This is a genomic window from Companilactobacillus sp. FL22-1, assembly GCF_043951805.1.
In the GTDB taxonomy this organism is placed as follows: Bacteria; Bacillota; Bacilli; order Lactobacillales; family Lactobacillaceae; genus Companilactobacillus.
The window spans coordinates 31,691-51,168 of record NZ_JBINJY010000012.1; the positions used below are offsets into that span (position 1 = coordinate 31,691).

Sequence of the window (19,478 nt, forward strand, 5' to 3'; positions counted from 1 at the left end):
TAAAGAATTAATTTTTCTTAAAAAAATATCTACTATAAAAATAATCTGGTACTATAAGGGAGTAGGAATCAGTTGTTTTTATAAAAAGAGCCGCTCACATATGTGAACGGCTCTTTGTTTGTCTTAAATACTTTTAGCTAAAACCCAATCTTTAACATCTCCATGACTCAAGTTAACCTTTTTAACCGAGCGCACGGAAAAATTATTTTTCTTATAGAACTTAACGTTCTTTTGGGTATTTGTTTCCAAAATAATATTACGGTATCCGATCTTCTTAACATAAGGGCTAATGTGATTATTCAACATTTTGCTACCAATCCCTTGACCTCGCAAGGACTTATCAACAGCCAAATATTCAACGATACACTTCTTTTTACCCTTAACCTTGTCAAAAATGTCTTCAAACTTAAAGATATCGAATGCATTGAAACCATTGAATCCACTCTTAAGGATTTCAGGCAATATCTTCAGACCATCTATTGAAAGATAGTCCCACATACTGATCTGTCGACCTTGATTAAATTCAATTAGAGCAACTGCTCTAGGCGTTCCCTTTCCGTCAGCTCCAACATAAACCAAACCTTTTTTCATGAATACATTAACTTCGAGTGCAAAATATTTTCTAATTAAGCGATCGAACTTTGCACTAGAACGAAACTCCTGCTGGAACATGTTCTTAGTTGTTATGTACTCTTTAAATGAATCTGTAAGTAAATTTATTATCTGGGGTTTATCGCTATTTAACCCACTTCGAAAATCCAAAAATATGACCTCCTTTTAACAGCCATAACTACATAATAAGATCAAACATACAAATTGTCCATCATTAAGCAATTTTATATGCCAAAAGTTCAATTATTTAATATTTTTTCATTTTTGTTTTTATTACGAAATATTAGACAATTGAAAAAATCCATAGTATGCTAATCTGTAATGTAAGATTTTCAGTTCACCGGTATCTAGGCCTAGCTTAGGATATCGGTTTTCTTATGATTAACTACTATCAGTCGATGGTAGTTTTTTTGAACTTTAAAACGACTAGTGGGGAGGAAAAGTATGGGAAAAAACAAAAAATCTATTTATATTTTAGTATTCAGCAACTTTTTAATTTGTTTGGGAATTGGCTTGGTTATCCCTGTCACCCCATTCATCAAAAACGAATATCATTTCACGACTTCGCAAATGGGAGTTATGACTTCTCTCTTTGCCTTTGCACAATTTATTGCCTCGCCAATCGTTGGTAAAATGTCTGACAAACTTGGCCGTAAACCAGTAATCGTTTTTGGATTATTTACCTATATGATTTCCGAATTTATCTTTGCGGTAGCAACTAGCCTACCTATCTTTAATCTTTCGAGAATTATCGGTGGCCTGTCAGCTGCTATGGTTATTCCAACTTCAATGGCCTTAGGTTCTGATCTAACTACTTTAAAAGAACGTGCTAAAGTCATCGGTTGGCTTTCTGCTGCTTTTAGTGGTGGCTTGATCTTAGGACCTGGACTGGGTGGTATCCTAGCCGGTATCAGCTATAAGACTCCCTTTTGGGTAGCCGGTGTCCTTAGCTTAACCAGTGCCATTTTTACTCAATTCTTCTTGAAGGAAAACAAAGAAGTGCTCTTACGAGAGGAACAAGATGCGGAGGCCAAAGCTAAAGAAAAGGGTTCAATCAGAGCCATTTTAACTCTACCAATGGTAATGCTTTTTGGAATGATTTTAGTCTCATCATTTGGACTACAAGGATTTGAAAGTATCTATAGTATCTACGTTAACCAAGTTTTCAACTTTGGCTTGGGGACGATTGCCTTAGTATTGACTTTGAATGGAATTATTTCACTAATTCTACAAGTGGCCGCCTTTAATTGGATCATCAGTAAAATTGGTGAAATGCGTCTAATCAGTATTGCCTTTTTACTGAGTGCAATTTGTGTTTTCTGGATCACGCAAGCACATTCCCATATCGAAGTTATCGTAGCAACCTTAATTATCTTTTCATCGTTTGACTTATTGCGACCTGCAATCACTACTTTATTAACCAAATCAAGCCGCTCTAATCAAGGTTTGATCAATGGTATGAACATGTCTTTGACAAGTGTTGGTAACGTAATTGGACCATTGATGTCAGGGGCATTGATGGATTGGAATACCCATTATCCATACTTAGTTGTGACGGTAATCTTGGCGCTCTCTTATCTTTTAACCTTTATTGTTAGAAAATATCCGATTGTAGCAGAAGAATAGTAATTAAGAACTTTGGGTAAAAATCATTAAGTCATATAAAAGCTCTTCAAAACCATACTTTATTAAACCACCATGAATTTTACTAATTTATATAAAGGTGCTGATTTTTTTATTTATCCGTTTAAAATAAATAATGAAACTGTTTTATATCGTATGTTCTAAGTTGGAGGCATTTGATTGAAATTCTCTAAATTGAAAAATACTAAAAATCTCACAAATAGTGAAAAAGAAGTTCTCGAATTTCTTTTAAATAATAATAACGAAGTCTTAAACTTAGGCGTTCGAGGTGTCGCCAAGGCTAATTTCACTTCCACCTCAACTGTAATGCGTTTGGCTCAAAAGTTAGGTTATTCTGGTTTTATTGAAATGCATTATAAAATAGCTGAATATTTAATCAAGAATGACAATTCTGATGAGATTATTTCTGATATTGGCGATAAGATTATAGACACACCTCATGAACTGCTAGAAGAATTTGCACAAATGATTCATTCACAGGAAAAAAATTTCATATATATTTATGCCACAGGTTTTTCAACTATAGTTGCAGAATATATCTATAAGAAGCTATTGATACTTGGGAAGAAGTGTTTAATTTCGTCCGGTGCTGATTCTATCGGTGTTTTTGAAAATAATTTGAACAATATTGATTTTTTAGTTGTTATTTCGAAGTCTGGAGAAACTCAACAAGTCATCGACAAAATCAAAATGGCAAATGATGAAGGAATTAAAGTTGTCAGCTTCACGGGCAACAATGATAATACCATCAACTACCTTTCATCTCTTCCGATCATTTGCAAGGATAATTTTCCTGCAGATGACTATAATCAATTCTCAAATGCATTTTTCCCAAATGTTTTGTATGTTTTTGAGAAAGTAATCGGCTTATCAGAAAAATTTTAACATCAAAAAAGCTCCTAATTCAAGGATAGAAATATATTTCCTTTCCTTATAAATTAGGGGCTTTTTGAACATCTAGACATATAGTTTTGTTACTAATTTAAATACATATTCATTTAATCAAAACTAGAGAAATGCACTTATACTGGCTCTTCTTCACCAACTTCTGATATTAAACCATATTTCCTATTTGGGCGTTTTAACTCTGGCCAAAATTCCTTATTTGCTTCAATCAAATCATCAAGTAATTCCTTTGCAACTTGAGCACTAGGAACCGTTTTTGATAGGGAGAGTGCCTGCCATAATTTCTGATAGTCATGTTCTATCCATGCTCGAACAGCTAATTTTTCAACTGTTACTTGTTCATACATCATCCCTCTTTGAAACATTGGAATTTTACCCTGTGCTAAAGGTTCTGGACCATCATTGCCAACAATACAAGGTACTTCTACCATAGCATCGTCGTCAAAATTAGAGATTGCTCCATTATTCTGTACAATTAAAAGCATTCTCTCATGTGTGTTATATGCAATGGCTCTCGCCAAATCAACAATGAAAGAGGCATGACTATCAATATTGAATTCACCAACTGAGGATGTACCAGCATCAATAATTCTTTGTGCAGCTGAAAAAACGTTTTTCTCTCTTCCGTCCATAACCTCATTAGCCCTCGTATAGTTAGGGTCAGACTCATCAACCACATAATCTGGATACAAATAATACTTAAGATACGTATTTGGCAAAAATCTAGGGTCAACAGCAAGTAAGTCTTTAGCTTTTTTATGAGTTGCTTGCCAACTAGCATCCATATGTTGAGTATCTACCTCGACTTTTGTTAAATAGCCATGATTAGCCACATAATCCCTGATCTCTGGTAAATACTCATGACCATTATGATCTTTAACACTAGTCCACCATCCAAAATGATTCAGGCCGAAGTATTTCACTTCTAAATCTTCTGGAGTAAGACCAACAATTTGAGACATTCTTCTCAACGTACCAACTGGCATATCACAAATATTCAGTATCTTAGAATTTGGTCTTAGTACACGACACGCTTCAGCTACAATTGCTGCTGGATTGGAATAGTTTAACATCCAGGCATTTGGTGAATATTTCTCCATATAATCAATTAATTCAATAATATCTCCTATACTTCTCATACCATAAGCAATACCACCAGGGCCACATGTTTCTTGTCCCACAACTCCATGAGCTAATGGAATTTTTTCATCCAATTCTCTCATTCTATATTTACCGGATCTGATATGTGCAAATACAAAATCAACATCAGTAAAAGCCTCTTCAGGTTTAATTGTGAATTTAAAATCAATTTCAGGTGCTTTTTCATTTAGAACTATTTCTAACGCTTTTCCTAAGGTTGCTTGTCTTTCTTCGTCATTATCATATAATGTTAGTTTTCTAATTGGAAATCTATCCATATTATCAAGCAACATCATTACAATTCCGGGAGTAAATGTGCTTCCTCCACCTGCAATTAAAATTGAATGTTTTTTCATGTTATCTTCTCCTATTCCAATTCTGTATTTAAGTCAGTCAAACCCAGTTCTGCATCGACTGCCTTTCTAACCGCAGTTACTGTCAATCCATAAACAACCTGTACATTATTTCCTTTAACAATGAGTCCACTCGCCCCAGTTTCATTTTTTAGAACATTTTCGTTAACTAAAGTAGGGTCCTTTAGAACCGTCCTTAGTCTTGTATAACAATTCGTAACACTTTCAATATTATCTTCGCCACCTAAAGCATTTACAATTAAAGTGGCAGGAATACCATTACTTTCACCAGACTTAGTACTATTCCCATTATCATTATGTTGCTTCTTTTCCTTCAAATCTTTTTTAGAATATAATTTAACGTCACTGATATCTTCTTCTCGACCAACAGTTTTTAGATTTAATAGTGTTATTAATGTCTTAAAAAGAAAATAGTAAATAAAGAAGAAAGCTATCCCGACAACAATGTACATTGGCCAATGTGTTTTACCCACTCCTAGCGGAACATTATACAATAAGAAATCCAAAAAACCATTTGGTCCAATTGCACGCACATTCAAGATATTAAGAACAACCATACTTAATCCAGCCAGACCAGCATGTACAACAAACAAAAGTGGAGCTAAAAACATAAATGAAAATTCAATTGGTTCTGTCACTCCAGCCAAAAATGAAGTTACAACAGCTGGTATTAGAATTGCTTTAACACGCATTTTATTTTCAGGCTTTGCTGTCTGATACATGGCCAAACAGGCACCAATTAAACCAAACATCTTTGAAATACCTCTTGCGTCCCAAATAACTGATCTCGATAATAAATGAATCGACGGATCCGCCATTTCTGCATAATAAATATTTCTTGCTCCTTCATATACGTGTCCCGCAATAGTTTCAGTACCACCAAGGCTTGTATAAAGAAATGGTGTATATACTAAGTGATGTAATCCTGTAGGAATCAATAATCTTTCTAAAGATCCATATAGAAAAATACCAAAATTACCAGACTGTTTAATAAAACCACCCATACTTGAAATGCCAAGTTGAATAAATGGCCAAATATAAGTAAGCATTATTGCCAAGATTACTGTTACAGGAATAATCACAATAAATACGAATCGAGAACCACCGTAAATTTGAAATGCACTCTTAAATTCAGTATCTATAAAACGATTGTGTATCATTCCAACTATTACACCTAGGATAATTCCCAGGAACACACCCATATCAAGAATTTGAACTCCCAATACCATTGTTTGGCCTGTTCCTTGTAAGTCTGATGCTTTACTTAACAAATGGTTAAGTTCCATAAATTTATTCATTGCGTTAATAAAAACTAAAAACGCTAGTAAAGCTGTAAATCCCGCTTCGGCCTTTTTCTTTTTTGCAAGGCCAACTGCTAGTCCCACACAAAAAATAACGCCTAAATTAGTTAAAATAGAAACCAATGATCCAGACAAGATCATTCCAAAACCTTTTGTAATAGGATTATTCAAGAATGGAACTGCTTCAAGCAATTTAACATTAGTAAAAATATTCCCGATTGCAATTAATATACCTGCAATTGGAAGGATAAGAACAGGAATAAACATCGCTTTTGAAAAACGTTGTAGTCCATTCATAACTTTTTCTTTCATACTGTATTTACATCTCCTTCTAATTGATTTGCATTTACAGTATAGATTAAATATTCTTGTTTGTAAGCGTTTTACCTAAGATGGAAACATGTTACTGTGTTTAGTTACTGGTTATCAGTTTTAAAGTTTAATGTGACTCAAAAATTCTACTACATATAATAATTGGAGGGCATATAAAGTAATCAAGCCTTTTTATTTATCTTCTGATGATTCTTAATTTAATCTAACTTCATTTTATAATCTACATACCGACTCTTTAAAACAAAAAATCAAATCATTAAGCATATTAAAGATTTTTCAATGACTGTTTGCCATCAACAAATTTTTTTGCTAGAATAACTAGAAATCAATTAACACCGCCGGGTGTCACTAAAAAAGTATTCTTATTAATTCCATTAGGCCAATGAAGGAATTAACGAGAATACTTATTTTTTTGGAGGAAACTATTATGAATTGGATCTATTTGATTACCGCTGGACTTTTTGAAGTTGTTTGGGCAACGACAATGAAATTGAGCCATGGCTTTACAAAACTAAACTACACGATCTTAACCGTTGTCGGCTTGGCACTAAGCATGGGACTATTAGCTTTAGCGGTTAAAAAAATGCCGATGAGCTTGGCCTATCCAATTTGGACCGGGGTCGGCGCAGTTGGCTCTATCATCGTTGGTGTCGTCCTCTTTGGCGACAAATTATCACCACTGACTTGGGGCTTTGTGGCCCTATTATTGATCAGTATTATCGGTATTAAATTTACTTCTGGTAGCTAATTTTCTCGACGATACACTAAAGCTGTATAGTATCCACCGATAATTATTAACAAAATCGGCACGATCCAAATGGTTCTCAGAAATAACCACTTCTGTAAAAGTGCGGAAATGATGGCCCCAAACGAAAAGCCTAAAACTAATTCAAAATAAATTTTGGACGTGGTGATGTCTCCTTGACGATGGTGATAGAAATATTCAATAAAATTAATAATTGCCTTTTTCAAGTTACCCGTTGAGAAGACATTGTTATACCCCAAGCCCTCAATTTGATCGAAGGATATATTTTGCATCGCCATCACAAATGCTAATGGTGGTACGACGTAGAGATTAGAAACTGTTTTCGGCAAAAAACCGACGACAATACATATGATAAACTCAGCAACTAAACTAGTTAAACGCCAATAATGACTACGATTATTTTTGTGTTTCAGAAATTCGACTACTATAATTCCTAAGCAAAAGAATAGCATCGTCATGATCTTAGTAACAATTCCTGGTAAATTTTGACGAGCAATATCGACACTGAGAAAGACAATGTTACCCGTCTGCCCCGCTGCCAAAACATGCCCCCTTTGGACAAATGTGTAAGCATCGATAAAGCCACCAACAAAAGTTAAACCGATGGCTATTTCTCGTAACTGGAACAATTTATGACTTTTGAAGCGCTTCATTAGAAAACCTCTTTAACTAATATCTAAGGTCAATCTTATCAAAGTTAAAATAACTTGGTATAAAATTTTCGTCAATAATTAATGACATCGGTTACATTTTAGCTTATGCTTGAGTGGAAGCCGAAAGGATGCGATATTATGTTGACACCAGAAAAATTACACCAAGAAATAAAAGCCAATACCGATGTGAGTTTGGAAATTATTCGTAAGAATCCTTGGTTGATTCCAGCTTCAATCGCCTTGACAACTGTTCCTTTAACGATTTCTGTTTATGGATTTTGGAAGAATCGTCAATTAAGTAAACAACTAAAAATTGAACGTGAAAAAACTAAACAAATAGCTTTGAACAAAGCTCCAGCCAAGAACCATCGTTCATTTAAGCTTCATTAAAAAAATTGTGTTACCCATTAACTTGCGGTAACACTTTTTTTACGAGTAAAATATGATTGAATACATTCAGAGGGGATATCATGAAAAAGAGAAAAATCGCATCATTGCTGCTACTATTAACCATATTAGGCTTGCCACTTTCAACTGCTACTGCTCAAGCTGCTGCCGCTCCGAAAGCTAAAAATCTGACATCGATCACTCAAAGTGTCAATCATGCCTCGCCAAATAATCCTTTAATTTTTTCACACCGGGGTAGTCCCTACAATAATCCTGATCATTCATACAGCGGCTATAATCAAGCTATCAAAGATGGTTCTCAATATATTGAACAAGACGTTTGGCTCAGTAAAGATAATAAACTCTACGTTTCACACGATGACAATCTAAAGAAATCTACTGATCATAATGTCACGATTTCAACGTCAAATTCAAATAAAATCAACAAAGTAAAACTCCACAATGGCGAAAGAATCCATCAGTTAAAAGATGTTTTCAAACGTTATGGCAAAAAGGTTCATTATATAATAGAAACAAAAAAGAATGCGGGTGACAATACGGCAACTGAAAAGGCCCTCATCAAAGAGTTAAAGCAATATAAAATGACTAATAACGTCATTATGCAAGACGAAAGTTTACCCGGTATCGAAGCTGTGCATAAGTCATTAAAAAACGTTCCCACACTCTGGCTATTAGATTCCGTTACCGAACGCCAATATCGTGAACAGATCGAAAACGCTCCCCGTTATATCAAATTCATCTCGATCAAACTAGACCAGTGGACACCAAAACTAATTAAAGTTGCTCACAAGAATGGTTTTAAGACTAATGGTTGGGTCTTGAATACTTACAATGACAATTATGATGCCTTAAATACTTTGAAGCTGGACAGTATCTTCACGAACAACACTAAAGAAACAGCTCATCTGATCGATAAGTGGAAATAAGTATGATTCCTGAACGTGAAGTATTTTCAAAAAATGTCTGCTATACCCCACTAGTTTTTGGACGCGTCAATAAAAAATTACAGATGCAGCTCTCAAACGCTGATATTGAGCAACTAGTTCAAAGAATAATTACTGATACCACAACAACCATTACTAAAGTTGGAAAAAATTATTATCTTCAAAATCAACAGATTGAATTGGTTATTAATTCATTCAATTATCGCCTAATCACGGCTAACAAAAAAACACCTCATTAGGTGTTTTTTTCGTTATATCCTAATTAATATCAAAAATTTCTAGCGTTTACTCTTTGAATGGACTTTTTTAACAACAAATAATTTAGCGGTTTTGAAATTATAATATTGTTTTGAAAATGCCAATAACTGTCCGGTATTGAGATAGGTTTCATCCTGTACAACTAAACTTGGCGAGCCAATCGGTAACTTCATAAAATCACTAGCTGTCTTAGGTAAGGGTTCACTCATAATCAGCTGGTCAATAAAACCAATTTGGGTCGATTTTTGCTCTTCAAAGTAATGAAACAGTGAACCGAACAACGCACTTTGGGGAATTTCTTCAATCACCGACTGGAGATAGTATGAATGCTCCATGACATATGGATCGCCATCTAAAGAGCGAAAACGAGTCACATCAATCAACATTTCATCTTTATCGAAATTGACGGTCTCTGGTATAAATTCAGCCTCCGAAGCAGGAATAATCTTTTCTGTGGCCTTATCTGTCGTCAAACTGCGTCCGACTCGGTCCGCTTCATCACTCAAACCACCATTATGCTCCAAGGCCATTGATTCATTAGTCTGCTGTTGACGGACAAAGGTACCAACGCCGTGAACTTGATAAATATATCCCATTGTATTCAATTGCTGTAAGGCACTTCGTAATGTATAACGGGTTACTTGATAATAATCCATCAAAACCGGTTCGGAAGGAAGTTTGCGTTGCTCATCCATCAATTTACCTGCTTGAATGGCCGAAATAATTTTTTGAACTAAAACATTAATATTCATTTTGGCTGTCATTTTAAAACATCCTTTCCGACAAAAAACGCACCTCTCATCTTATAATCTGATGATAGTGTACGTCTTGTCAATACATATAACGTTAACTCATTAGCTCAAATCATTACCATTAGTTTCAATTACTTTATGGAACCAATCAAATGAATCTTTCTTTTTACGCGCTAATGAACCAACTCCGGCATCGTTTTTATCAACATAAATCATTCCATAACGTTTATCCATTTGGCCAGTACCGGCGGAAACCAGATCAATGAATCCCCAAGGAGTATATCCCATCAGATCAACACCATCCAACTCAACCGCAAGTTTCATTTGTTCAATATGTTTTCTCAAATAATCGATACGATAATCATCATGGATTTTACCATCATCTGAAATTTTATCAAAAGCTCCCAAACCATTTTCGACAATAAACAATGGTAAATCATATCGTTCACTGAACCAATTTAACGCATATCTTAACCCAACCGGGTCAATTTCCCAACCCCAATCAGACCGAATCAGTGCTGAATTCTTAACTTCATGATTCTTTTTAGGAGTCATGAAATCATCGGGCTCGTTAACATCAGCTTTAATAACGTGTGAAGCATAGTAGGAGAATCCTATATAATCAACCGTTCCGGCCTTAATTACATCTAAGTCGGCCAAAGTGATATCCAAGTTAAAATTCTTTCTTTCAAAATAATTTGTTAACCACTTTGGATATCTTCCCTTACATTGAACATCCCCAAACCAGTAGTTAGCTTGCATCGCTCTTTGAGCTTTCATGACGTCTTTCGGGTCAGTAGTTGCTGGGTATGTTGGTCCCATAGCTAACATACATCCAATCTTAAAATCAGGATTGATCTGATGACCAATTTGAACTGCCATTGCACTAGCAACTACTTCATAATGACCTGCTTGATACATAACTTTTTCAGCATCTTCACCTGGTTTAACCAAAATACCTGAATTGGTGAATAGTCCCCATTCATTTAAACCAGTTTGATTATTAATCTCATTGAAAGTCATCCAGTACTTAACCTTATTACGATATCGTTTGAAAACAACTGTCGCAAATCTTACAAACAAATCAATCAAACGTCGATCACGCCAGCCACCATATTCAGTGACCAAATGATAAGGCATTTCGAAGTGTGACAAGGTGATCACTGGCTCAATATTATATTTATGCAATTCATCAAATAAATCATCATAAAATTTTAATCCAGCTTCATTCGGCTGTTCTTCATCACCATTCGGAAAAATTCTCGTCCAAGCAATGCTGGTTCGGAAACACTTTAATCCTAATTCAGCAAACATTTTGACGTCATCTTTATAATGATCATAAAAATCAATTGCCTCATGATTGGGATAATTCTTACCAGGAATAATACCATCAGTGATTTCCCGATCAGTCTTATTATCACCAGCGGTCATCACGTCAGCAATACTGATTCCTTTACCGTCTTTATCCCAGCCACCTTCAAATTGATGGGCGGCTACAGCACCGCCCCATAAAAATCCATCTTTAAATCCTGTAGTCATTATTTTCTCCTTTTATTGAGTCTAGTATGCAACTGCTTCATTACTTGGTTAGTAACCAATAATATCCTCTCATTATTGGTAATTTATTATTGTGTTTCCAATATTTTTTGACTTGTTTAACCATTACCGCACCGGCTCCAATTACTAAAATTCCTGGCATTAACCAATATAAATTAATAAAAAAATTGTTGTAAGATAACGAAAAACCAAATATCGATTGAAATGCATACTCGCTAAACTTAGTTTTTTCTGTCTTTTCTTTTGATGTTTTTTAAGCTTGCATATTTTTCTCTCTTCTTAGACTCATTCGAATGAGTCTATAGTACCAAACTAAAGATTTTTTGTAAACGTTTTCCAAAAAAGACATCAAATTACTCAAGTGCTAAAAAAGTTATACCCTATCTAACCACTAATTAACATTCAAAATGATGTCTATTTTTTATTCATTTTTTGAATAGTGAAAAATCGTTATAAAATATTGTTCAATTGATTATTCAACTAACAAACTTATTGAAAAGCCTTTCATAAATATATAAAATATTTTTATATCAAAGAGGAGGAACTATTATGAAAGAAAATTTTGATTTTTTAATGCCTAGTGTTAACTTCTTCGGTGCTGGTGTTATTAAGAAGATTGGCGAGCGTGCCAAAATGTTAAATATGAATAACCCCTTGATCGTGACTGATAAGTTTTTGGAAAGCGTCGCTAATGGACCTGTTGCACAAGCCACTGACTCGTTGACTGCTGCTGGCGTTAAATTCACAATCTACCACGGTGTTGAACCAAATCCTAAAGTTCATAATATTCAAGAAGCTAAAAAAATTTATTTAGATAATAACTGTGACGGTATCATCACGATTGGTGGTGGTTCAGCTCATGATACTGGTAAAGGAACTGGTATTATTTTGACAAACGGCGATGATATTACAAAACTCGCTGGTATCGAAACATTAGACAATGCCCTTCCTCCATTGATTGCTGTTAACACAACCGCTGGTACTGGTTCAGAACTTACTAGACACTGTGTTATCACAAATACGCAAACACATCTCAAATTCGTCGTTGTTTCTTGGAGAAATATTCCCCTTGTATCGTTCAATGATCCAATGTTGATGTTAGATGTTCCAAAAGGCCTAACTGCTGCAACTGGTATGGATACATTCGTTCAACTGATCGAACCATACGTTTCAACTCACCGTAACGAAATTACTGATGCCCAATGTCTTCAAGGTATCAAGCTAGTTGAAGAGAGCTTACGCGAAGCTTATGCTAATGGACATGATGTTGAAGCCCGCACTAAGATGGTAGAAGCCGAAATGCTTGGTGGTATGGCCTTTAACAACGCCGATCTTGGTTATGTTCATGCTATGGCTCATCAACTTGGCGGTCAATACGATGCCCCTCACGGTGTATGTTGCGCTATCTTGCTTCCAATCGTTGAAGAATACAATATCATCTCTAATCCAGAGAGATTTGCCCAGTTGGCTGTGGCTATGGGTGAAGACATTTCTGGTCTGTCAACTCGTGATGCCGCTAAATTGGCTATCAAAGCTATGAGACAGTTAGCCGATGACGTTGGTATCCCTCGTTCAATTAAAGCAATCGGAGCCAAACCTGAGGACTTTGAATTGATGGCTGAAAATGCTTTGAAGGATGGCAATGCCTTCTCTAACCCTCGCAAAGGTAACAAACAAGAGCTTGTAGAACTGTTCCAAAAATCATATGACGCTGAATAATCATCTGCTTTAAATTACAACACAATAAAGTAGCAAAAAAATAGGTAACTGGTCCAATTTGAGGACGAGTTACCTATTTTTTAATTGATATCTAAAACTTTTTGAGTCGTAATTTTAGGTAATCTAATAAAAATGATTAAACCAATCAAGAACAGTAAACTAATTGAGGCAGCTCCTATTGTTGATTTACCAGTCAATTGAGTGACAATTGCCACAATAAATGGTCCCATTACAGCTGAAAATTTGCCTAAAATATTTAAAAAGCCATAAAATTCACTGCCTGACTCCTTGGGGATAATTTTTCCAAAATACGAGCGGCTCAAAGCTTGTAAGCCACCTTGACTAGTACCGACTAATAAGGCCAGCACCCAGAAGTCAAAACTTGTTTTTAAGTTCAAAGCATACAAACAGATGATGAAGTAAACTACGATCCCCAAGAGAATTCCTTTACGAGTTGAGGTTTTGTCAGCTAACCATCCAAACAAAATCGAAAAAGGAAAGGCAACCAACTGAACGACTAACATTACGATCATCAATTCGTTCGTCTGGACACCAATATCCATCCCGATAGCGGTAGCCATCGTAAAAATCGTATCGACACCATCAATATAAAAGAAATAAGCCACTAGAAACCAAGCAACTTGCTTATATCGCTTGATATGGCGGACAGTTTGAATCACACGCTTGAAACTATCTTTCAATGGTGCCGCATTATCAGTTACAAAGTATCGCTGTTGAACGTTCTTTTGTAAAGGTAGATAAAAGATGATCCACCAAACTGCGGCGATCACAAAACTCCAACGAGCAATACCTGCGCCATCTAATCGGCCGAATCCATTCGTTAACTGCAAAATTAAGAAGAACAAAAAGGCAATTACCCCGCCTAGATATCCATAGGCATAACCATGGGTTGAGATTCGATTCATCTCTTGGTCATCTGCCACGTCGATCAAAAAACTATCATAATATAAGTTACTGGCCGAATAACCAATTGCGGAAAAAATATAAACTACTAGTAATAGTTGCCACTGCTGAGTTGGTACAGCTGCCAGGCCAAAGGTCATAATAATGCCTAGCCAGCAAAAAATATTCAACATTTTCTTTTTGAAATTAGGATAGTCAGCCAAAGCTCCTAAAAACGGTGCCAATAATGAGACCAATAAAGTACTAAAACTATTGGCATAGCCCCAAATTGCTGTCGATCCAGCTGCCGAAACATGTTGCGTCTGTGCGATGGATTTAAAGTAGACTGGCAAAACTGCCGTGGTCACAATAATCCCATACGCCGAATTAGCCCAATCATAAAAAATCCAACTCCATTGCTCTTTATTGATTCTCACGTAAACAACCCCTTGTTTGTAATGATATCTCAGAGCCTTCTCCCCATTATTCTTAGTATAGACCAGTTCAGCAGGGCTTTTTATGGCGAACTTCGAATAAAAGATAATAAAAAAATAAATAGTACTTATAAACATAATTCGATTACAAGTACTATTAGTTTTTATGTATTATTTACTTTCGATTCCTTTTCCGACATAAACATCTTGTAAGACTTGTTTCAATTCAGAAATCAAAGGTTCCTTAGGATTAGTGAATGAGAATTGATCGCCAAAAGTTGCTTCAGCTAAAGTATCAAGCTTACTATTAAAGTCTTTTTGATCAATAAAGTTATCTTTAAGACTTAGTTTGATCCCGACTGCATGGGCCAAATCAACAATTTTCTTGACTAGAGCGTCCTTTAATTCTCGCTCATCTTTACCTGTCAATCCAATATATCTAGCAATGGCAGCGTAATCTGAGTCAGCTCTAAAGCTTTCATAAGCAGGCCACATTGTCATCTTAGTTGGTTGTTCAAAATTGTAATTGATCACTTGTGGCAAGGCAATGATTGAAGCTAGGCCGTGCTTGATCCCGTATTCATTCGTTAGGACATCAGTAATTGAATGTGCAACACCTGCAAAGGCATTACCATATGATAAGCCAGCTAAGGTTGAAGCATTGTGCATTTCAGCTTGAGCATCCTTGTCGCCACTGATAGCTTTTTCTAAGTTGTCAAAAACTAATTTGACTGCTTGAAGTGCTGATGGTCGAGTATAATCTGAGGCCATATTAGCTACGTATGATTCAACGGCATTGGTCAATACGTCCATCCCTGATTCAGCCATGATATCTTGAGGCATCGTCTCGACAAATTGAGAATCAATGATCGCTACATCAGGAGTCAAAGCATAGTCAGCAATTGGATATTTAGTTCCGGTCTTTGTATCGATAATTGAACTAAATGGTGTCACTTGATCACCAGTGCCAAAGGTTGTTGGAATAGCAACAAATTGTGCTTTTTCAGGCTTAGGGAACTTATAAGTCCGTTTTCTAATATCAATGAAGCCTTGTTTTGCACCGAAGAGATCAACATCTGGATGCTCATAGAACAACCACATATCTTTGGCAGTTGCCATGGTCGTGCTTCCACCTAAAGCAATGATCGTATCAGGCTTGAACAAATTCATTTGGGTAACGCCACGTTTTACGACATCCGTTGTCACAATATTATCAACGTCTGAGAACATTGAATATTCAACGTTAACTTTGCTGCGCTTCAACTCGTCAGTAATCGTATCCACATAACCTAGTTGAACCATCACAGGGTCACAGACGATAAAGGCACGTTGCATTCCTTCAAGATCCTCTAAGTAACGGACAGAAGTCTTTTCATAATAAACTCTTGGTTGTTTGATCCATTGCATATTATTTCTCCGTTTTGCTATTGTCTTAATGTTAAGCAAATCAAATGAAGATACGTTATGAGAAATAGAATTCTTACCCCATGAACCAGTACCAAGTGTCAATGAAGGGATCATTTCGTTATAAAGATTACCGATACCACCGATGGTAGCAGGAGTATTAACTAGTACACGACTAGCTTTCATCTTAATACCAAATTCAGTTGCTAAATCTTCATCCATCGTATGAATTCCAACGGTGTGACCTAAGCCACCGAAGTGCAAAAGCTCATCGGCTTTTTGGAATCCCTCTTTGTGACCTGCAACCTTATAAACAGACAAAACTGGTGAAAGCTTTTCTGCAGAAAGTGGCTCATCAGGACCCACCTTGCTTAATTCTACTCCGAGTACTTTCGTATCAGCTGGAACCTTGATACCAGCAAGTTTGGCAATATTCAACGCTGATTGACCAGCGATAGGACCTTTGACTCCACCTTCGGGTCTAAACATTGCTTCAGCCAATTTCTTGTAATCAGCTTTCTTGAGGAAGAACACTTTATTCTTCTCAAATAATGATTTAACTTCAGCATAAATATCTGCATCAACAATAGCACTGTTTTCCGAAGCACAAACCATTCCGTTATCAAAAGTCTTCGAAATCATAATATCATTAACCGCACGCTTGATATTAGCGGTCTTTTCAATATATGCAGGGCCATTACCAGGACCAACACCTAAAGCAGGCTTCCCAGTTGAATAAGCAGCCTTAACCATACCAGGACCACCGGTGGCCAAGACACTAGCGACTCCGTCGTTATTCATCAAGTATGAAGTTGCTTCGATACTTGGTTTTTCGATCCATTGGATCACTCCTTCAGGAGCACCAGCATCAATAGCGGCTTTTAACATGACCTTTGCGGCCGCAACAGAACATTTTTGAGCTTGGGGGTGGAAACCAAAGATGATGGGATTACGTGTTTTCAAAGCAATCAATGACTTGAACATTGCTGTTGAAGTTGGATTGGTTACAGGCGTAACGCCAGCTAAAACACCCAATGGTTCAGCGACTTTGATCAAACGGTGTTCTTTATCATTTTCAATGATACCAACCGTCTTATCACGCTTAATTGAATGCCAGATCTCTTCTGTCGCATACATATTCTTAATAACTTTATCTTCAACTAGCCCACGGCCTGTTTCTTCATAAGCCAACTTGGCTAATTCAAAGCTGGCATTTAATCCAGCAATCGCCATTTGATGAACGATATGATCAACTTGTTCTTGAGTAAAACTATCCATAACTTTTAAAGCTTTTTGAGCTTTAGAAACCATGGCATCGATCACAGGTTTTACAGCTTCTTTTTCATCAACTTTTGTATCTTTGGAACCTTTCAACATCTGATTACCTCCAAGATTGAAACTATATTTGTTAACTAATTCACGTTTTATCTTATCACTGTGTAATCTTTGTTCAAGCGTTTTATTTCAAATAATCAATGAAAACGTATCCACGTTGATATATCAACACCCAATCAGCTATTTTGATTGGAATACATTTTTCACATCAAAAAAATCAGCCATTTTATTGTGAATGTTTCTTCACAAAGTGGCTGATTTCAAGCATTGTTCTTTCACAAAAAAGCGGAACTGAAAGTTGATTCAGCTCCGCTTGTGAAATATTTTTTTATCTAAACATGGTCTTAGTTGCACGAGCCATGACTTTTGGATCTTTTTCATAATGATGCATTGGTGTCATTTCTGAAAGCGGAATGTTGAGCAATGTGTAGACAGCTCTTTGAGCAGCACGGAATGAATACTGTTCAGTAAAGACCATATCGAATGGTTGTTCACAGAACTGACTGATGAAGGCCAAATTCTTACTGTGTTCTGGAACGACATCAGGACGATCGCCGACAGCTCTTTGATTGAACAAAGCACTGGCATATGGCATGTGAACTGGAATTACATTGACAATGCTGTCCATGATTTCTTCTTTATGGTTAGCAATGTTATCTTTACTTGGATCAACCGCTGCCAATTGACCAAGGAATTCTTCCAGCATTTCTTTACCAGTCATTTCAATGATTGGCTTTTGAACATAGTCACCATTTCTTCTTGGATACATGAAGTAGCCCCAGAAGACTGATTCGTTAGGTTTTTGAGCCTTAAAGTGTGGTTGATGGTGTACCACGATCGACATCAATGGTGTACTGTGAATCCAAGTATTCAAGGCATTACCTGGTTCTTGTTGAGTAATCCGAGCAATTTCGTTAACTAAATAATGATTATTCGTTGTAACGGTGAAACTCATCCACTCACTTTGAGTCCGGTCATTGAAGAACTTGTCTGGATTACCAAGTGAATAGAACTTCTCGGCTGCTTTCTTCCAAAGCATTGCACTAGGTGCGTACTCCATATTCTCTTTCACTGGGGTATTGAAATCACCGATTGATGAACTGTCAGTAATTGAACCATTAGTATCAAAGACTAGGTCATTTTCGGCAATGTCAATATGTCCCTCTTTGTTGTCGTTATCAACTTCTTCATACTTGATACCAGTAACGATAATGTCATCTTGGAGTGGTGTGTCCTTGAATTCCAAATCAGTAACTTTACGGTTATTGATAAAGGTTACGCCACGATCTTCCAAGTACTTGCGCATTGGCAAAATAATACTTTCATATTGGTTATAAGGTGTTCTTGTGACACCTTCCAAAGTATTGATACGGCTGAATTCCAAAATCATTCGATTCATGTAACGACGTAATTCCATAGCTGAACTAGCACGTTTGAAGGCAAAAGTTGTTTGCCACATGTACCAGAAATTAGTTGTGAAGAAGTGTGGTGTACTTTCGAACCATTCAGCAATACTGATGTTGTTCAAAGTCTCTTCGTCTTTTTCTGGCGTCAACATCAATTTACTTAACAAATAACGTTCTTTGTTCGTAAATTGCATATGTCTGTAGTTGTCTTTGTTAGGTTTATTACGAGGTCCGTCATCATCCATCAAACGTCCCACATCATGTGTTGGATGTGCATGATCAAAATTCAAAATATCGTCTGTTACTGTTTGTCCTGGATGATCCAAGGATGGTACCGAACGTAAAAGATCCCAAAGGTTCTCATATGTCTCTTCATTCAACATACGTCCACCTTTAGCCAAAAATCCTTTACTATTGCTCAAAGCTTCGTTGCTGTACTCTGTTTCATAGTCTTTAACAGGTGCACCATCGTTAGCTCCGTGTGTTTCTAGTCCCATCATCGTAATTTGATTTCCGGTAAAGCCACCATCACGAATTAAATAAATACCGGCCGCTAGATTACCAATACCAGTACCAATCATGTAGGCTTTTCTTGTCATAATAATTTACCTCCATTCAAATTCTTCTAT

The 19,478-nt window shown here is 36.3% G+C and carries 16 protein-coding genes; 7 read left to right on the forward strand and 9 right to left on the reverse strand.

Annotated features, from left to right (window positions below; translation table 11 throughout):
- Window positions 1-123: 123 nt before the first annotated feature.
- Window positions 124-762, reverse strand: coding sequence for a GNAT family N-acetyltransferase (locus tag ACG72T_RS10510; RefSeq protein ID WP_395266174.1), 639 nt, complete (start codon window positions 760-762; stop codon window positions 124-126).
- A gap of 294 nt (window positions 763-1,056) precedes the next feature.
- Here ACG72T_RS10510 and ACG72T_RS10515 point away from each other — a divergent pair, with 294 nt between their 5' ends.
- Together ACG72T_RS10515 and ACG72T_RS10520 are read left to right on the forward strand one after the other, a co-directional pair.
- Complete coding sequence (locus tag ACG72T_RS10515; RefSeq protein WP_395266176.1) at window positions 1,057-2,238, forward strand: MFS transporter; 1,182 nt, start codon at window positions 1,057-1,059, stop codon at window positions 2,236-2,238.
- A 177-nt stretch (window positions 2,239-2,415) separates the two neighbouring features.
- Complete coding sequence (locus ACG72T_RS10520) at window positions 2,416-3,141, forward strand: MurR/RpiR family transcriptional regulator (protein WP_395266177.1); 726 nt, start codon at window positions 2,416-2,418, stop codon at window positions 3,139-3,141.
- A 137-nt stretch (window positions 3,142-3,278) separates the two neighbouring features.
- On the opposite strand, the gene ACG72T_RS10525 is transcribed toward ACG72T_RS10520, so the two are convergent.
- Both ACG72T_RS10525 and ACG72T_RS10530 read right to left on the reverse strand, forming a co-directional pair.
- Complete coding sequence (locus ACG72T_RS10525; protein WP_395266178.1) at window positions 3,279-4,658, reverse strand: 6-phospho-alpha-glucosidase; 1,380 nt, start codon at window positions 4,656-4,658, stop codon at window positions 3,279-3,281.
- Window positions 4,659-4,669: 11 nt separating this feature from the next.
- On the reverse strand, window positions 4,670-6,289 hold the full coding sequence (locus ACG72T_RS10530) for a PTS transporter subunit EIIC (RefSeq protein ID WP_395266179.1): 1,620 nt from the start codon (window positions 6,287-6,289) through the stop codon (window positions 4,670-4,672).
- Window positions 6,290-6,737: 448 nt separating this feature from the next.
- Here ACG72T_RS10530 and ACG72T_RS10535 point away from each other — a divergent pair, with 448 nt between their 5' ends.
- A complete protein-coding gene (locus ACG72T_RS10535; protein WP_395266180.1) occupies window positions 6,738-7,058 on the forward strand; it encodes a DMT family transporter in 321 nt (106 codons plus the stop codon).
- Here the strand turns inward: ACG72T_RS10535 and ACG72T_RS10540 are convergent.
- Window positions 7,055-7,729: a YoaK family protein gene (locus tag ACG72T_RS10540; RefSeq protein WP_395266181.1), complete on the reverse strand. Its 675-nt coding sequence runs from the start codon at window positions 7,727-7,729 to the stop codon at window positions 7,055-7,057. The genes ACG72T_RS10535 and ACG72T_RS10540 overlap by 4 nt on opposite strands.
- Window positions 7,730-7,867: 138 nt before the next feature.
- Between ACG72T_RS10540 and ACG72T_RS10545 the strand changes: the two genes are divergently transcribed.
- The 3 genes from ACG72T_RS10545 to ACG72T_RS10555 all read left to right on the forward strand — a co-directional run bounded on the left by ACG72T_RS10545 (window position 7,868) and on the right by ACG72T_RS10555 (window position 9,320).
- Window positions 7,868-8,119, forward strand: coding sequence for a transposase (locus tag ACG72T_RS10545; RefSeq protein WP_395266182.1), 252 nt, complete (start codon window positions 7,868-7,870; stop codon window positions 8,117-8,119).
- 80 nt (window positions 8,120-8,199) lie between these two features.
- Window positions 8,200-9,063, forward strand: a complete 864-nt coding sequence (locus ACG72T_RS10550) for a glycerophosphodiester phosphodiesterase (protein ID WP_395266183.1) — start codon at window positions 8,200-8,202, stop codon at window positions 9,061-9,063.
- Between the two features lie 2 nt (window positions 9,064-9,065).
- The gene (locus tag ACG72T_RS10555) at window positions 9,066-9,320 is read left to right on the forward strand and encodes a DUF3781 domain-containing protein (protein ID WP_395266184.1); all 255 of its coding nucleotides are present in this window, start codon (window positions 9,066-9,068) and stop codon (window positions 9,318-9,320) included.
- Between the two features lie 39 nt (window positions 9,321-9,359).
- Here the strand turns inward: ACG72T_RS10555 and ACG72T_RS10560 are convergent, their stop codons facing one another.
- A complete protein-coding gene (locus tag ACG72T_RS10560) occupies window positions 9,360-10,103 on the reverse strand; it encodes a GntR family transcriptional regulator (RefSeq protein ID WP_395266185.1) in 744 nt (247 codons plus the stop codon).
- Between the two features lie 90 nt (window positions 10,104-10,193).
- Entirely contained in the window at window positions 10,194-11,630 is a 1,437-nt protein-coding gene (locus ACG72T_RS10565) for a 6-phospho-beta-glucosidase (protein ID WP_395266186.1), read from the reverse strand.
- A gap of 567 nt (window positions 11,631-12,197) precedes the next feature.
- Here ACG72T_RS10565 and ACG72T_RS10570 point away from each other — a divergent pair.
- Window positions 12,198-13,367 carry an iron-containing alcohol dehydrogenase gene (locus ACG72T_RS10570; RefSeq protein ID WP_395266187.1) on the forward strand — a complete coding sequence of 390 codons (1,170 nt, stop codon included), beginning with the start codon at window positions 12,198-12,200 and terminating at the stop codon, window positions 13,365-13,367.
- Window positions 13,368-13,447: 80 nt separating this feature from the next.
- Here the strand turns inward: ACG72T_RS10570 and ACG72T_RS10575 are convergent, their stop codons facing one another.
- The 3 genes from ACG72T_RS10575 to ACG72T_RS10585 all read right to left on the reverse strand — a co-directional run bounded on the left by ACG72T_RS10575 (window position 13,448) and on the right by ACG72T_RS10585 (window position 19,448).
- Complete coding sequence (locus ACG72T_RS10575; RefSeq protein WP_395266189.1) at window positions 13,448-14,707, reverse strand: MFS transporter; 1,260 nt, start codon at window positions 14,705-14,707, stop codon at window positions 13,448-13,450.
- 168 nt (window positions 14,708-14,875) lie between these two features.
- Entirely contained in the window at window positions 14,876-17,485 is a 2,610-nt protein-coding gene (adhE, locus tag ACG72T_RS10580) for a bifunctional acetaldehyde-CoA/alcohol dehydrogenase (RefSeq protein ID WP_395266190.1), read from the reverse strand.
- A 286-nt stretch (window positions 17,486-17,771) separates the two neighbouring features.
- Entirely contained in the window at window positions 17,772-19,448 is a 1,677-nt protein-coding gene (locus tag ACG72T_RS10585; protein WP_395266192.1) for an oleate hydratase, read from the reverse strand.
- Window positions 19,449-19,478: the final 30 nt, after the last annotated feature.

Bases quoted from the DNA above. Each gene is read 5' to 3' on its own strand.
- ACG72T_RS10515 (WP_395266176.1), top strand. From the start codon at position 1,057: ATGGGAAAAAACAAAAAATCTATTTATATTTTAGTATTCAGCAACTTT.
- ACG72T_RS10525 (WP_395266178.1), bottom strand. From the start codon at position 4,658: ATGAAAAAACATTCAATTTTAATTGCAGGTGGAGGAAGCACATTTACT.
- ACG72T_RS10530 (WP_395266179.1), bottom strand. From the start codon at position 6,289: ATGAAAGAAAAAGTTATGAATGGACTACAACGTTTTTCAAAAGCGATG.
- ACG72T_RS10535 (WP_395266180.1), top strand. From the start codon at position 6,738: ATGAATTGGATCTATTTGATTACCGCTGGACTTTTTGAAGTTGTTTGG.
- ACG72T_RS10540 (WP_395266181.1), bottom strand. From the start codon at position 7,729: ATGAAGCGCTTCAAAAGTCATAAATTGTTCCAGTTACGAGAAATAGCC.
- ACG72T_RS10545 (WP_395266182.1), top strand. From the start codon at position 7,868: ATGTTGACACCAGAAAAATTACACCAAGAAATAAAAGCCAATACCGAT.
- ACG72T_RS10550 (WP_395266183.1), top strand. From the start codon at position 8,200: ATGAAAAAGAGAAAAATCGCATCATTGCTGCTACTATTAACCATATTA.
- ACG72T_RS10555 (WP_395266184.1), top strand. From the start codon at position 9,066: ATGATTCCTGAACGTGAAGTATTTTCAAAAAATGTCTGCTATACCCCA.
- ACG72T_RS10560 (WP_395266185.1), bottom strand. From the start codon at position 10,103: ATGACAGCCAAAATGAATATTAATGTTTTAGTTCAAAAAATTATTTCG.
- ACG72T_RS10565 (WP_395266186.1), bottom strand. From the start codon at position 11,630: ATGACTACAGGATTTAAAGATGGATTTTTATGGGGCGGTGCTGTAGCC.
- ACG72T_RS10570 (WP_395266187.1), top strand. From the start codon at position 12,198: ATGAAAGAAAATTTTGATTTTTTAATGCCTAGTGTTAACTTCTTCGGT.
- adhE (WP_395266190.1), bottom strand. From the start codon at position 17,485: ATGTTGAAAGGTTCCAAAGATACAAAAGTTGATGAAAAAGAAGCTGTA.
- ACG72T_RS10585 (WP_395266192.1), bottom strand. From the start codon at position 19,448: ATGACAAGAAAAGCCTACATGATTGGTACTGGTATTGGTAATCTAGCG.